At 43.8% G+C, this 14,298-nt stretch carries 15 protein-coding genes; 8 read left to right on the top strand and 7 right to left on the bottom strand.

Annotated elements, in window-relative coordinates:
• Positions 1 to 838, bottom strand: an 838-nt coding sequence (locus tag QZ735_RS03160) for a DUF6427 family protein (RefSeq protein WP_294244070.1), incomplete at its 3' end; no start/stop codon positions are given.
• Positions 839 to 880: 42 nt separating this feature from the next.
• Between QZ735_RS03160 and QZ735_RS03155 the strand changes: the two genes are divergently transcribed.
• Complete coding sequence (locus tag QZ735_RS03155) at positions 881 to 1,114, top strand: hypothetical protein (RefSeq protein WP_294244067.1); 234 nt, start codon at positions 881 to 883, stop codon at positions 1,112 to 1,114.
• Positions 1,115 to 1,199: 85 nt separating this feature from the next.
• Here the strand turns inward: QZ735_RS03155 and QZ735_RS03150 are convergent, their stop codons facing one another.
• From QZ735_RS03150 to QZ735_RS03125, 6 genes are all read right to left on the bottom strand, one after another.
• Positions 1,200 to 1,640, bottom strand: a complete 441-nt coding sequence (locus tag QZ735_RS03150) for a universal stress protein (protein ID WP_294244064.1) — start codon at positions 1,638 to 1,640, stop codon at positions 1,200 to 1,202.
• A 58-nt stretch (positions 1,641 to 1,698) separates the two neighbouring features.
• Positions 1,699 to 2,304 carry a fumarylacetoacetate hydrolase family protein gene (locus tag QZ735_RS03145; protein ID WP_294244061.1) on the bottom strand — a complete coding sequence of 202 codons (606 nt, stop codon included), beginning with the start codon at positions 2,302 to 2,304 and terminating at the stop codon, positions 1,699 to 1,701.
• Between the two features lie 294 nt (positions 2,305 to 2,598).
• Positions 2,599 to 3,195, bottom strand: coding sequence for a hypothetical protein (locus tag QZ735_RS03140; RefSeq protein WP_294244058.1), 597 nt, complete (start codon positions 3,193 to 3,195; stop codon positions 2,599 to 2,601).
• Positions 3,179 to 3,577 (bottom strand): hypothetical protein, encoded by a 399-nt coding sequence (locus tag QZ735_RS03135; RefSeq protein WP_294244056.1) that lies wholly within the window; start codon positions 3,575 to 3,577, stop codon positions 3,179 to 3,181. The genes QZ735_RS03140 and QZ735_RS03135 overlap by 17 nt, the downstream gene beginning before the upstream one ends.
• A gap of 12 nt (positions 3,578 to 3,589) precedes the next feature.
• A complete protein-coding gene (locus QZ735_RS03130) occupies positions 3,590 to 4,354 on the bottom strand; it encodes a 3'-5' exonuclease (RefSeq protein ID WP_294244054.1) in 765 nt (254 codons plus the stop codon).
• 68 nt (positions 4,355 to 4,422) lie between these two features.
• Complete coding sequence (locus QZ735_RS03125) at positions 4,423 to 5,139, bottom strand: CDP-alcohol phosphatidyltransferase family protein (RefSeq protein ID WP_294244052.1); 717 nt, start codon at positions 5,137 to 5,139, stop codon at positions 4,423 to 4,425.
• 396 nt (positions 5,140 to 5,535) lie between these two features.
• On the opposite strand from QZ735_RS03125, the gene QZ735_RS03120 reads away from it, so the two are divergent.
• From QZ735_RS03120 to QZ735_RS03090, 7 genes are all read left to right on the top strand, one after another.
• Positions 5,536 to 7,467, top strand: a complete 1,932-nt coding sequence (locus QZ735_RS03120) for an LTA synthase family protein (protein ID WP_294244050.1) — start codon at positions 5,536 to 5,538, stop codon at positions 7,465 to 7,467.
• A gap of 140 nt (positions 7,468 to 7,607) precedes the next feature.
• Positions 7,608 to 8,024 carry a DUF2147 domain-containing protein gene (locus tag QZ735_RS03115; protein WP_294244048.1) on the top strand — a complete coding sequence of 139 codons (417 nt, stop codon included), beginning with the start codon at positions 7,608 to 7,610 and terminating at the stop codon, positions 8,022 to 8,024.
• A gap of 107 nt (positions 8,025 to 8,131) precedes the next feature.
• Positions 8,132 to 9,112, top strand: coding sequence for a pyruvate dehydrogenase complex E1 component subunit beta (locus QZ735_RS03110; RefSeq protein WP_294244046.1), 981 nt, complete (start codon positions 8,132 to 8,134; stop codon positions 9,110 to 9,112).
• A 122-nt stretch (positions 9,113 to 9,234) separates the two neighbouring features.
• Positions 9,235 to 11,229, top strand: coding sequence for a KUP/HAK/KT family potassium transporter (locus QZ735_RS03105; RefSeq protein WP_294244044.1), 1,995 nt, complete (start codon positions 9,235 to 9,237; stop codon positions 11,227 to 11,229).
• Between the two features lie 67 nt (positions 11,230 to 11,296).
• Positions 11,297 to 11,770 carry a Fur family transcriptional regulator gene (locus QZ735_RS03100; protein ID WP_056217878.1) on the top strand — a complete coding sequence of 158 codons (474 nt, stop codon included), beginning with the start codon at positions 11,297 to 11,299 and terminating at the stop codon, positions 11,768 to 11,770.
• A complete protein-coding gene (locus QZ735_RS03095; RefSeq protein ID WP_294244037.1) occupies positions 11,751 to 13,526 on the top strand; it encodes an OstA-like protein in 1,776 nt (591 codons plus the stop codon). The genes QZ735_RS03100 and QZ735_RS03095 overlap by 20 nt, the downstream gene beginning before the upstream one ends.
• A gap of 442 nt (positions 13,527 to 13,968) precedes the next feature.
• Positions 13,969 to 14,298, top strand: a 330-nt coding sequence (locus QZ735_RS03090; protein ID WP_294244036.1) for an aminotransferase class III-fold pyridoxal phosphate-dependent enzyme, incomplete at its 3' end; no start/stop codon positions are given.

The raw sequence follows: 14,298 nt of genomic DNA, 5'->3' as shown, positions 1-14,298 counted from the left end.
CTTCCTGCATCCAGTATTTCGGCAGGAACCTGAGCATCCTGCTGATAATAATGGTGGACGGAAATGCAAGCAGCAGCAGGTATTCGTACGCTGTATTCATGTACAGGATAATCGTAATCAGCTGGGCAAATGAAAACACCAGCAGAAAAGTATATTTATACCGGCTTACCGGGCTCTTTTTATTGTAGTTCCTGAAATGGTCATATACGGCATAGATCAGCATCAGGGCTACCGGGATCATCGGCAGCAGTTCCTGGTAATCCGTAATGACCCTGATTCTGCCGAACGGGAAATAATCTGAATTCCAGGAAGTAAAACCTATAAAAAACATCACCGAAAAATAACTCAGGACAATCAGTACCATTCCCAGAAGGAACCTGAAGAGGTTCAGCGTGATCCTCTCGGAAGTGGCGATAACGTGGATGATCACGAAAACAGCCATCGGCCAGGTCGTGGGAAGAAAAATAAAATTCAGGGCCACGATGGAACCTACCAGCACATAGGATTTCTTCCGGATGTCTTCATTGGTACTGGTCAGCAACAGGAGCAGAAAGGAATTGGTAAGGAGGGCAACGGCAAGTCCCATGTCCAGCTTTCCGGGGTACAGCCCGAAGACAAAAAAAGTGTAGAGGAACAACGGCAGATGGGTCTGGTAATTCAGCGCAATGCTGTGGAAACAGAAATACCCCAAAGCAATTCCCAAAAAAGTAATCCCTGCAATAATCCCCTCGTAAGTGTTGAAATTCAAAAAGTTAAAAGTTATTACGATCAGCAGAAGAAAACCAATATAAACCGGGATTGAAAAAATATTGCTTTCTTTTGAAAGTAATCTAAACATTTTTTATAAATTTGTACAAAGTTAATTTAAAAAAGGAAAATAATGACGTCTTTCTTTCTATTCTTAAGCAAAGTTTTCAAATGGACTTTCGGTTTCTTTGACACTTTCGGTAATGTGCTGAACTGGATCCTGTTTATCGTTTGCTGTGTAATGTTTACCTACTGGTGTTATGTATTGGTCGTAACCCTGGGTGGTGATAAAGACAAAGAGTATTATTCTCCTACAGAAGGGAAACACCCGTATTACGATCCTACGATCTACAAAAAAGAAGGTTAATTAATTGGTTATATAGTAAAAAGCCGGTCAGATATTTATCTTGCCGGCTTTTTTACTTTTATGTTCAGATCACCCTTGTATCTGCTTACTGCTCATGGATCGGCAGTACGAGTACCGGGATTTCCGAATCTTTGGTAATTCCTTTGGTCAGGCTTCCCACAAATACATCATAGATCCCGCTCCTTCCGTGGGAGCCCATGACAATATAGTCTGCCTGCTTGTCCTTTGCATATTCCAGGATGATGTCCTTGGCCAGCCCCTGTTTCAGCAGGTGCTCACATTCCACACCTTGGGCAAGGATGGACTGCTGGATCCTGTTCAGCTGGACAAGCTCTTCCCGGATTTCATTCTCTTCCACCTCCGGGAAATACTGGAACCCCATATCACCGATGGCAAAACCGATATCCGATGGCGCTACATGAATCAGGAAAATTTTCCCGTTCACCTGTCCGGCAAATTTTACCGCTCCCTGTACAAGCAGCTCTGTTTTATCCCCAAAATCCACGGGTACTACAATATTGATCATAACCTTTCGTTTTGTCTCTTAAAGATAGGGAAATTATGCCGGAAAACCGCACGTTTTTCTATAAAACCCGGATGTCGAGAACTTTCCGCTCCTCAAGATAGGCCTCCAGGATATCATTTTCCTGTACTTTTCCTACACCTTCGGGAGTTCCGGTGAAGATCAGGTCACCTACCCTCAGGGTAAAATACTGCGAAACAAATGCGATGATATCATCAATACTGAACATCATGTCGCGGGTATTTCCGTCCTGTACCTTTTCCTTGTTTTTCAGCAGTGAGAAAGATAAGGAAGCGAGGTTGAAATCCTCTTTCTTAAAGAAGCTTCCCACTACGGCAGAGCCGTCAAACCCTTTGGCCAGTTCCCAGGGCAGCCCTTTTGATTTCAGGTCGCTCTGCAGATCCCGGGCCGTAAAATCGATGCCGAGGCCGATCTCTTCATAATGTTTGGCCGCCGTTTCCTTTCGGATGTACTTTCCGCCTTTTGAAATTTTTACCACCACTTCAAGTTCGTAGTGCACGTCGTCTGAAAATTCGGGAATGTAAAAATCATTTCCTTTCAGCACTGCCGTATCGGGCTTCATAAAAATCACCGGTCTTTCCGGGATCTCATTGCCCAGTTCCCTGGCATGTTCGCTGTAGTTTCTTCCGATGCAGATGATTTTCATATTTTTATTATTTTTAAGTTCATTCTGATACCGGTCCGGTGAGGAAGATCCGGGATCTCAGTCCGTGACCGGTGTCTGATTTTTTCAGGAGCTTTTTCCTGCTATCCGCTCATACTCCTCGCGCCCGGCTTTCCCTGCGCCTGCTGTGGGGTAACCGCTGCTATCAGGGCTGGGGCACCCGCCGGTGATTCGGATATGGGTGTAATGCTTTACCGGCTGTATTTTCATCTTCAGTGGTTTCAGACCATACCGCACCCGGCAAAAGACTTTGAAACAGGAGGATCCCCATCTTTCCTATCTCACGATGCCTTTGAAATACCCTTTTCCTTCTTTGAAATACTTTTCAGCGCCGTATCCTTTCTGTTCTTTCACTTCCACATATCCGGAAATACGGTCGCCTTTCTGATAGGAAGCCTGATTGAGGATAAGCCTGCTGCTGAGGATCCTGTCATATTCTGTAGAGAAGAAATCAAACATTCGCGGGGCATCGGTATGGTGATAAGAAGAAAGGGTATACCGGCCGTTGGTTATTTTAATAAGATATCCATAGCTGCTTTCATCGCCCGTAGATAAACGTATCCATAAAGACAAAGGATGGTCTTCGATATCACAGCGGTAGGATTCTGTCGACAGACTGTCCGTTTTTACCCTGAAATTATTGGTCTTTATGTCCCCGCTTTCCCCGCCATCGATGTATTCCTGCTTCTGATGGTCAAAATCCCTGAAAATCTGTTTTGCACTCAGGGAAGGATCAACACTCACGCTTTTCCACACCAGTATATATCTGCCGGCAGAGTACAGCAGATAAACTGCAATGAGGATCAGCAGGTATCTTCCTGCTTTTCTTACCTTGTTCATCCTGGTGATCTGCAGTTTAATGCGTAAACTCATTCCCGCAGTAATAGCATACGAATTTATGGCTCGTCAGGATGGAGATCCCGAAAAAGCTGGTCGCGCTGTCGTCCCGGTAAATATGGTTGGAACCGCACTTGGGACAGACAAAATCAAAAGCGGAATTTTCAATTGTATGTTCCACTTCCAGCGGAAACTCTTCGTTTTCCTTGTAATCCAGAAGGGCCTGTTCTGCCTTTTGCAGGTCTTCCTCAAAAACCTGCAGCTGGATGCCGCCTACCGCCTGGGAAAGCAGCCAGTCCGACTGGATCAGCTGCTCATTCGCGATAAAGCTGTTGATACCGCTTTCCGCCAGGATCTGTTTGTCCCGGTTGGCCTGAAGCGCTGTTTCGTAGAATCTGAATTTGACAAGTTCGCTCATGATTTTAAATCGTTAAAATTTGCTGGACAGCTGGATCTTCGTAAAGACTTTCTTCGTATACAAAGGGAAATCAGCATTCTGCAGCCATCCGTAATAGCCGAGGTCTTTTTTGAAGACTGCTTTTACGCTCTGGCCTTTATACTTCCCGAAGTTGAAGATTTCTTCATTTTTATCGTTATACCCGATCATTCCGGCAAGGTCCGCGTTTTTGTTGTGAAAGGTAAATTCACTCAGTGCTGCAATTTCCTTCGGGATGTCATCGTATTTTCCGATCTGTGCATCCAGTACCTCAAAGGTAGCCATCACATCGGCTTCTGCAGAATGTGCGTTCTCCAGCGTTTTCCCGCAGTAGAACTGATAGGCGGCACTCAGGTTCCTCGGTTCCTTTTTATGAAAGATCGTCTGGGCATCCACCAGCTTGAATTTACTCAGATCAAAATCGATACCGACTCTTAAAAGTTCCTCTGCCAGCAACGGAACATCGAAACGGTTCGAGTTGAAGCCTCCCAGGTCAGAACCGGAAATCATTTCCATGATCTTCGGGGCAATTTCCCTGAAAACCGGCGCTTCCTTTACATCTTCATCATAGATGCCGTGGATTTCACTGCATTCCCTGGGAATCGGCACTTCAGGATTTACTTTCCAGGTTTTGCTTTCCCGGGAAGCATCCGGGTTGACCTTCAGGATACAGATTTCCACAATCCGGTCCCGGCCGATATTGGTTCCGGTAGTTTCCAGGTCAAAAATACACAGCGGCTTATATAACTTTAAGTTCATTTTTTATTTGAAAATTTGATAATAGGGTTAATTTGAAAATGGGTTTCGCTCCGGAATGTCCTGAAGCGCTATGAAGTAAGCTGTTTCTGAAACAGCAGCGATATCAGCATATAATAGAGAATCACCATCGGGATCCCGGCCGTTTTGCAGGCCAACAGGATGATAACGGCACCCGCCAGCAACGCCACTTTGGGGTAATTGTCCTTCAGCTTCATCGACTTGAATTTCATGGCAATCATTTTAACCGGACTGATCAGAAGCCAGGCCGACAGAACGGTAAGGACAACCAACAGTATCCCATTCTCCGTCAGGAAGCCGAAGTTCCCGTTTTCACGGAAAGCATAGTATATCCCGAAAATAAGAATCGTATTGGATGGCGTATTCAATCCCTTGAAATAATACCTTTGTTCTTCGTCCAGATTAAAGATCGCCAGACGTAAACAGGAAAAAAGCGTAATCAGCAGTCCGGAATATTTGATCTCGAAAGGAAGAGCCATCCCGGACAGGTGGTTGCCGAAAGGCTCAAGCATCTTAAACATCGTCAGTCCCGGAACCAGCCCGAAGCTTACCATATCTGCCAGCGAATCCAGCTGTGTTCCCAGATTCGAGTTGGCTTTCAGCGCCCTGGCCACAAAGCCGTCGAAAAAATCGAGAACCAGCGAGAAAATAAGGCAGACCGCCGTTACCTGATAATCACCCGTAATCAGATGGATTGCTCCGATACACCCGGAAAGCAGGTTGCCCAGCGTAATGGCATTGGCCAGATTATTTTTGATAAAACTCATAACTGCAAAATTAAAACAATAAATTAATTTACAGGTATACCAATGTATGAATGTAATGATGTAGCGATGTAGCAATTTAACAGTTTAACAATTTAACAATGCATCCATGTAAGATTACATCAATATACCCATTGCTGTTTGCCGGTGTAGTTGATACAGGGAAACCATGTATCAGTTGGTAAATATGTGACGGTATGACGGGGTAATCATACAATACGGAAGGGAGCAGATATGTTATCCCGGTACAGGCTGTTTTTACCGGTACTTCCGAAATATGTGTTTATTGCTTTTTTCCCATAGTAAATCCATGCATCATTATTATTCCCTCATTGCATTGTTCCATTGTTCCATTGTTCCATCGTTCCATCGTTACATTTTTTCATGTAAATTTGCGCCATGAAACTGTTCAAAGAATTGAGGACCCGGGAAATCGCGGTGCTGATCTACCGGATTTTTTTAGCCTATTTTTCTTACCAGATGGCCAGGTTCCTGTTCTGGTTCTTTAACCGGGGACTGATCCGGATCGATTCGGTAGAGGATTATTTCAGTCTTGCTTTTCATGGAATTGCTTTCGATACAACCGCCATCCTCTATGTGAATGCGCTTTTTATCCTCCTGAGCATTATTCCGGTGATCATCAATACGCGTAAAGGATACCAGAAGTTTCTTTTCTGGCTGTATTTTATCACCAACGGGATTGCTTACGCCATGAATTTCGGGGATATGGTGTATTTTAAATTTTCCCAGATGCGGCTCACTTCTGCAGCCCTGCAGGTCGCGCAGCACGAAGATAATATATTCAGGATCTTCATGCTTTCGGTGGCTCAGAATCCTTTCGTTCTGCTCTGTTTTATTGCATCAATGGTATTGTGGGTCTTCCTGTACAAAAAAATAAAGATTGCAGAACAGAAGCCTGTGAGGCTGGTTCCTTATTTTATCTGGTCCCTGGTGCTGATCTGTGTGACGACGGTACTGGCAGTCGGAGGGATCCGCGGTGACTTCAAACACAGCACAAGACCGATCAACCTGGTGGATGCCAACCGCTTCGTAAAGCTTCCGGCCCAGGGAAATATGGTACTGAACAGCACCTTTTCATTTTTCAGGACGCTGAATACCAATAATTTCAGAGAGGTCCATTTCGTGGATGAAAAATTCATTGAAGAGAATATCCATCCGTATAAAACCTACAGCAGAACGGTAACGGATAAACCCAATATCGTGATTTTTATTGTGGAATCCTTCAGCCGGGAATATTCAGGTGCTTTCAACAGAACGAAAAATATAAAGGACTATGTTTCCTATACACCGTTTATCGACAGCCTGGCCAATGAAAGCCTGATCTTCCCCAATACCTTTGCGAACGGCAGGCAGTCCATCCATGGGATGAGTTCCGTACTGGCAGGAATTCCAAGTCTTACGGATGCGTTTACCAGCTCGCCGTATTCCAACCAGAAAATCCAGTCGATTGTTTCGGTCTGCAACGAAATGGGATACGATACGTCTTTCTATCATGGGGCACCCAACGGTTCCATGGGCTTCCTGGGTTTCGGCAATATTTTAGGATTCAGACACTATTACGGAAAAACAGAATACAACAACGACAGCGATTTCGACGGTACCTGGGCGATCTGGGACGAGCCTTTCCTTCAGTATTTTGCTAAGAATGTGGGGAAAAAACAGCCGTTCATGGCAACGGTATTCACGGCTTCTTCCCACCATCCTTTTAAGATCCCTGAAAAGTACAACGGCAAATTTAAAAAAGGGAAGAACCAGATGCATGAACCGATCCAGTATACCGACTATGCCATCAGGAAATATTTTGAGACGGCAAAGAAACAGCCATGGTTCCACAACACGATCTTCGTATTTACAGGAGACCATACCAATGAAGTCTATTATCCGGAATATGAGAAAATCATGAACCGGTTTGCCGTACCCCTGATCTTTTATTCCCCGAATCCGGCCTACCGGCTGAAAGGCATAGACGATGAACTGGCTCAGCAGATCGATATTTATCCTACGCTGGCTGACCTCATCGGGTACAACAAAAAAATCAGGAGCTGGGGAAGAAGTCTGGTGGATGAGAAAAAATATCCGCCGGTTATTGCGAATTCGGATGGAGCCGCAGAACAGTTCATCATCGGAAACTACATCTACCGTTTTGACGGAAAGGAGATCGTAGGAATTTTTGATAAGACGGACCTTGGGCTGGAGAAAAACCTGATGGCTCAGCTGAAAAATAATCCCGATGCTGAAAAAGGGAAACAGATAGCCAAAGCCTGGTACCAGGATTATATGGACCGGGTGATCAACAGGAAAATGAATTGATGTACAGAGGCAATCAACAGATCCGGGAACCAATCCTTATGCTTTAGATAATAAATGTCTTGGCGGTATTAAAATTAATTTATATTTTTAACAATAGAGAGACCGTACTCTTGTCATTTTGTAATTAAACGATAAAAAATATGAAAAAATCAGCATTCGCATTCGCCCTGTCCCTGTTCAGCGTGATGTCATTCGCCCAGATCGAAGGGAAGTGGAAAACTATAGATGATGAGACGAAACAGGCCAAGTCTATTGTGGAGATCTATAAAAAAGGGGATAAATATTTCGGGAAAATCTCCCAGCTGCTGGTAAAACCTGCAAATCCGAATTGTACGGAGTGCAAGGATGACCGTAAAAACCGTCCGATCCTGGGGATGGAAATTATCCGGGGCCTGAAAAAAGACGGGGATGAGTTTACGGACGGGACCATTACGGATCCTAAATCGGGCAAGACCTATAAGTGTACCATCAAAAGAAACGGTGACCAGCTGAGCGTAAGAGGATATCTCGGGTTTTCGCTGATCGGAAGAACACAGACCTGGCAGAAAGTGAATTAATCAGGGTACCATTAAATTAATACACGGCATTTCTTAAATGAAATGCCGTTTTTTTATGTAACTCATAAAAAAATACTATTTTTGTACTCTAAATTTTTCAAAGAGATATGGCAGAATATACTTTTCGTGAGGTAATTGCACAGGCAATGAGCGAAGAAATGCGTAAAGACGAATCCATTTTTTTAATGGGGGAGGAAGTAGCAGAATACAACGGTGCATACAAAGCTTCAAAAGGAATGCTGGATGAGTTCGGTCCTAAAAGAATAATTGACACCCCTATTGCTGAACTTGGTTTTACAGGAATTGCCGTAGGTGCTGCCATGAACGGGAACAGGCCTATTGTAGAGTATATGACCTTCAATTTCTCGCTGGTAGGGATCGATCAGATCATCAACAACGCAGCCAAGATCCGTCAGATGAGCGGTGGTCAATGGAACTGCCCTATCGTTTTCCGTGGCCCTACAGCCTCTGCAGGCCAGTTGGGAGCAACCCACTCCCAGGCTTTCGAAAACTGGTTCGCTAACGTTCCGGGACTGAAAGTAGTGGTTCCTTCCAACCCATATGATGCGAAAGGATTGCTGAAAACGGCAATTCAGGATAATGATCCGGTAATCTTCATGGAATCCGAGCAGATGTACGGCGATAAAATGGAAATTCCTGAAGAAGAATATTACCTGCCGATCGGGAAAGCGGACATCAAGAGAGAAGGAACGGACGTTACCCTGGTTTCTTTCGGGAAAATCATGAAGCTGGCGATTCAGGCAGCTGAAGATCTCGAAAAAGAAGGGATCTCGGTAGAAGTAATCGACCTGAGAACTGTTCGTCCGCTGGATTACGATACCGTGCTGGCTTCCGTGAAAAAAACCAACCGCCTGGTAGTGCTGGAAGAGGCATGGCCGTTCGGTTCCGTAGCTTCTGAAATTACCTATATGGTACAGCAGAAAGCTTTTGATTACCTGGATGCTCCGATCAAGAGGATTACCACTCCTGATGCACCGGCTCCTTACTCCGCTGCTTTATTTGCAGACTGGTTCCCGAAACTGGAAAAAGTGAAAGAGGAAATCAAAAAGGCGATGTACGTTAAATAATCGAATCATTATAGAAAAAAACTTCCGAAAGGAAGTTTTTTCATTTATTATATTCATGAATAAAAATTCATAGGATTGTAAATTTGATTTAAATTTGCGCTCTTAAATAAATATTAGCTGATATGGCAGATACGGTAGAAAGCGGTCATCATTTTGATATCAAAAAGCTTTCTTTCATTGGAATTTTGGTTTCTCTCGGCATTGTTTTCGGAGATATCGGTACTTCACCACTTTACGTAATGAAAGCTATTGTGAATGCCAGGGAGAGCGGAAGCACGATGCCTTTCAACGAATACATCGAAGGAGCACTGTCCTGTATTATCTGGACCCTCACCCTTCAGACCACCATTAAATATGTTATCATTGCCCTCCGGGCAGACAACAAAGGCGAAGGCGGAATCCTGGCTTTATTTTCGCTGGTTAAAAACCTGAAGAAAGGCTGGCTCTATCTTATCGCTATCATAGGGGCGGCGGCGCTCATTGCAGATGGGGTTATTACGCCTTCACTTACCGTCATGTCCGCAATTGAAGGGTTGGAGATCTATAATCCGCATACGCCCGTAGTGCCCATTACCATTGGGATTCTAATTGTGATTTTCGTGGTACAGCAGTTCGGCACCAGCTTTATCGGAAAGTTCTTCGGACCGGTAATGGTGATCTGGTTCCTGGTTTTGGGAGGCCTTGGATTATCGCACTTAAGCGAAAATTTTGAAATCCTCCGGTCTTTCAATCCTTATTATGCGTACAAGCTGATTTCTAATTCGCCAAGCGCCATTGTTATCCTTGGAGCCGTATTCCTTTGTACCACCGGTGCAGAAGCCCTGTATTCGGATCTGGGACACTGCGGCGCCAAGAACATCCGGGTGAGCTGGGCTTTTGTGAAAATCATGCTCATTCTGAATTACCTTGGCCAGGGAGCCTGGCTGTTAACCAATTATAACAAGCCCGGCTTTTCCGTAATAAACCCTTTCTTCGGAATCATGGAGGAATGGATGGTGATTCCCGGGGTTATCATGGCAACGGCCGCTGCCATCATCGCCAGCCAGGCCCTGATTACGGGTTCCTTCACCATTTTCTCCGAAGCCATGTCGCTTAACCTCTGGCCCAACCAGAAAATCGATTATCCTTCAGGGGTAAAAGGGCAGATGTACATCCCGAGGATCAACTGGGGGCTTCTGCTGTTCTGCATCGTTGTGGTGCTTCACTTCAGGGAATCCGGAAAAATGGAAGCGGCCTATGGTCTTTCCATTACGGTAACGATGCTGATGACTACCGTGCTGCTTGTATACTGGCTGCTGAAGCGCAGGGTCAACAAAATATTCATCCTGGTATTTGCCTTGGTTTACATGGCCATTGAGCTGGGCTTCTTCAGTGCAAACGTCATTAAATTCATGGAAGGCGGATGGATTACCGTGGTGCTGGCAGGCTCCATCGGGATCTGTATGTATGCCTGGTACAACGGGCGTTCGATCAAAACGAAATTCATCAAATTCATTAAGCTGGAAAACTATATCCCGATCATTAAAGACATGAAGCTTGATGAAACCATCCCGAAATATGCCACCAACCTCGCTTATCTGAGCCGTGCCAAAAGAAACGATGAGATCGAATCTAAAATTATCTATTCCATCATTAAAAAACAGCCGAAGAGGGCGGATCATTACTTTATCCTGACCATTACCAACCAGGAAGATCCATATACCTTCAAGTATGCCGTAGACGAAGTACTTCCGGGAACGATCTATAAAATCAACTTTATGCTCGGGTTTAAGATCGACAGGAGGATCAATGATTATTTCGATATGGTGCTCAGGGATATGATGGCGGACGGAACCATACCTTCCCGCAGCAGCCATCCGTCTTTACGGGCCCATAATATTCCGCCGGATCTGAAGTATGTCATTATAGATAACACCTATATCAATGATATCCTGCTTACGGTAAAAGAGAAGATTATCTTAAATATCTATAATTTTGTTAAATATATAGGAAGCGATGATTTCAAGGCCTGGGGCGTAACATCCCACAATGTTGTCGTGGAATCAGCGCCTATGACGGAAGATTGTGTCGGGAAATCCAGGATAGAACAGTGCGAATACAAAAGGCATAACAGTTAAATTCTTTAACACGCCCGCACCGTAGCTATTTCAATAAAAATCAATAAATTTGTAGATAATTTTTTTGATGGATACGATACAAAAGGAAAAAAATATTACGCTGATCAAGGATGTACTGAGAAACTACCTGCTGGAAAAAGGTTTCCGTAACACGCCTGAACGGTATACGATACTTGAAGAGATTTACAGTATGGATCATCACTTTAATGTGGATGATCTGTATCTGCTGATGCTGCAGAAAAAATACCATGTTTCCAAAGCAACCATTTACAATACAATCGAGATCTTCCTGGATGCAGGGCTGATCAGAAAGCACCAGTTCGGGGAGAAAACCCTTACTTCATCTTCTTATGAAAAATCTTATTTTGATAAGCAGCATGACCACCTGGTGATCTACAAAAAAGATTCGGATAAGGAGATTGAAGAAATTATTGAATTCTGTGATCCCAGAATACAAGGTATCAAAGAAGCTATCGAAGAAGCCTTCGGGGTTAAAATTGATTCGCATTCGCTGTATTTTTATGGCACCAAGAATGATTAACCGGTCCTGGAGGGCAAGGTTTGCTCTTTTTCTGTTTATTTTACTTTCTACGTTTACTTTTGCGCAGGTGGAACCGAAACCCGTGCAGAAGGATCCGTATTTTACCCCGGGTTCAGTTCCCCAGAAAAATGCGCCGCCGGCTGAAAAGGTGAAGCATATCCACTCGGATGAGCTGAGGAAGGATACGAAATATGACGGGAATAATTATTTTACAGGGAATGTACAGTTCTCCCATCAGGGTTCGCTGCTGAATGCAGACCTGGTGATTGTCTACGAAGCCCAGAACTTCATTAAAGCGGTAGGAAACGTAAAGCTGCAGAATTCAGACGGCTCCGTGATTACGGCGGATGAAATGGAATATGACGGCAATACCCAGCGGGGAATTGCCAGAAAAAATGTTGTGCTTACTGATGTGAAAGGAACGGTGATCAAAACCGAAACCATGTACTATGACCGGGTTTCCAATCAGGCCTATTACAATACCGGGGGAACCATCAACGACGGAAAAAGCATTACGTACTCAAAATCCGGTACCTACTTTCTGACGCCACGTACAATTGATCTTACCGGAAACGTAAAAATTGAAGATAAGGATTATACGCTGGAGGGCAGGAATGTAGTCCAGAACCAGAATACGAATATCGTTGATATCACCGGCCCTACGACTATTACCAACAGGAAAAACCCTAAAAACAGGATTTTTACCGAGAAAGGAAATTATAATATGAATACCAAGGAAGCTTTCCTGTACAAAAATTCAAGGGTTCATTACAATGATAAGATCCTTACCGGTGATGAAATGTATTACAATCAGCTGACCGGTTTCGGAAAGGCGACCGGAAATGTAACGCTGGATGATCCTCTGGAAAGAAGATGGATGAAGGGCGGTTACGGTGAAATTTTTGAGAAGAAAGATTCTGCCATGATGACCAAAAACCCTTATGCGGTAAAAGCACTGGAGAAAGACTCTATGTACTTCGCAGCAGAAAAAATCATCTCGTTCCAGAAACCTGATTCTGTCGATATAAAGGTAAAGAAAAGTTTCCTGAGGGCTTTCCGTAAAGGAAGATTTTATAAATCCAATGCCCAGGGCAGGGCAGATTCCATTGCATTTAATGAAACCGATGGGGTGCTTCATATGTACCGGGAGCCGATCCTGTGGAGCAACGGAAAGCAGGTAACCGGGGATAAAGTGGAAGCGTATTTCAATACGCAGGCGGAAAATATAGACTCCCTGAAGGTGATCGGAAATGCTTTTGCCATCAGCAAAGTGGATTCACTGGACATGAAAGATGAATTCAACCAGGTCAAAGGAAAGCTGATGACCGTGTATTACGGGGCAGACAACAGCATCAGGGAAGCGAAAGTTATCGGGAATGCACAGGCCATCACCTATTCCGATGATGTCAATTCTCAGACCGGCAAAAAAGAAAGGATCGGAATCACCCTGACTTCCTGTGGAATCATTGATGCACTTTTCGAGGAAAAGGCATTGTATATGGTAGCCTGTAATATCGGGGCCAATTCGGATACCTATCCTATGAGTAAAATAGAACCTGAAAGGCGCAAATTCGCGGATTTCAACTGGAATACCAAAGACCGGATCCTGAAATGGCAGGATATCCTTGTGGATACACCCAATTATCCGGAAGTTAAATACGAGTCTGATAACAGCCTGTACAATCAGGCTCAGGAGGTCATAGAAAAAGAAAAAGCAAAAGAAGAAGCGAAAAAGCCAAAACGTACAAGAAGGTAGCTTAGGCTCCAATCAGTTACTGAAAATATTCCACTCACCATTTCACCCCTGAAATTGGTGAGTTATTTTTTATAAACAGGGTTGCATATACGCTGTACAGGATCATGTGATGAAAAAAAATGGAAAAAAATGATCAGCCCTTCATGCATATATTCCAAATGCTAAATTATTGTAATATGGATAGTTATACTTCAATTATTTTTCATTAATTATTGAATTGTTTATGATAATCGCATTATTATTGAAAATTTGATAGGGATTATGGATTTGAATTAATTTTTTTTTATATATTTATACCGAAATATAATAGAACTATATTAATATTTTGTGATTTGGTGGTTTCGCTTGCAGGTTTACTGCAAGCGATTTTTTTATTCTATTGGTTTTATTTCCGCATCTGATGAATGTTTTTTAGTTTTGCTGAAATTTCAAGGAAACCGAAATGCAAAAAGATTTTTTTATGTACCAGGCACAGACGACAAGGTTTGCTGCAGGATTTGAAGTGGAAAGGGCGGATGGCAGTTATATTTATGGCACCGACGGAAGGAAATACCTGGATTTTGTAGCAGGCGTATCTGCCAATACCCTGGGGCATTCTCATCCGGAAATAGTAAAAGCCATCAAGGAACAGGCGGATAAATATCTTCACGTGATGGTATATGGGGAATATGCACAGGAAAAACCGGTAGACCTCTGCAGGCTGCTGGCCGAAGCTACACCGGATCCGCTGGAAATCACTTACCTGGTAAACAGCGGAGCCGAGGCTATCGAC

The sequence above is a fragment of the uncultured Chryseobacterium sp. genome, assembly GCF_913776365.1.
GTDB lineage: Bacteria > Bacteroidota > Bacteroidia > Flavobacteriales > Weeksellaceae > Chryseobacterium.
Note: the sequence above shows the minus strand (reverse complement) of the source record. Positions and strands in the feature narration are given on the sequence as shown.

Coding starts and splice junctions, on each gene's coding strand:
- QZ735_RS03155 (WP_294244067.1), top strand. CDS start 881: ATGACGTCTTTCTTTCTATTCTTAAGCAAAGTTTTCAAATGGACTTTC.
- QZ735_RS03150 (WP_294244064.1), bottom strand. CDS start 1,640: ATGATCAATATTGTAGTACCCGTGGATTTTGGGGATAAAACAGAGCTG.
- QZ735_RS03145 (WP_294244061.1), bottom strand. CDS start 2,304: ATGAAAATCATCTGCATCGGAAGAAACTACAGCGAACATGCCAGGGAA.
- QZ735_RS03140 (WP_294244058.1), bottom strand. CDS start 3,195: ATGAGTTTACGCATTAAACTGCAGATCACCAGGATGAACAAGGTAAGA.
- QZ735_RS03135 (WP_294244056.1), bottom strand. CDS start 3,577: ATGAGCGAACTTGTCAAATTCAGATTCTACGAAACAGCGCTTCAGGCC.
- QZ735_RS03130 (WP_294244054.1), bottom strand. CDS start 4,354: ATGAACTTAAAGTTATATAAGCCGCTGTGTATTTTTGACCTGGAAACT.
- QZ735_RS03125 (WP_294244052.1), bottom strand. CDS start 5,139: ATGAGTTTTATCAAAAATAATCTGGCCAATGCCATTACGCTGGGCAAC.
- QZ735_RS03120 (WP_294244050.1), top strand. CDS start 5,536: ATGAAACTGTTCAAAGAATTGAGGACCCGGGAAATCGCGGTGCTGATC.
- QZ735_RS03115 (WP_294244048.1), top strand. CDS start 7,608: ATGAAAAAATCAGCATTCGCATTCGCCCTGTCCCTGTTCAGCGTGATG.
- QZ735_RS03110 (WP_294244046.1), top strand. CDS start 8,132: ATGGCAGAATATACTTTTCGTGAGGTAATTGCACAGGCAATGAGCGAA.
- QZ735_RS03105 (WP_294244044.1), top strand. CDS start 9,235: ATGGCAGATACGGTAGAAAGCGGTCATCATTTTGATATCAAAAAGCTT.
- QZ735_RS03100 (WP_056217878.1), top strand. CDS start 11,297: ATGGATACGATACAAAAGGAAAAAAATATTACGCTGATCAAGGATGTA.
- QZ735_RS03095 (WP_294244037.1), top strand. CDS start 11,751: ATGGCACCAAGAATGATTAACCGGTCCTGGAGGGCAAGGTTTGCTCTT.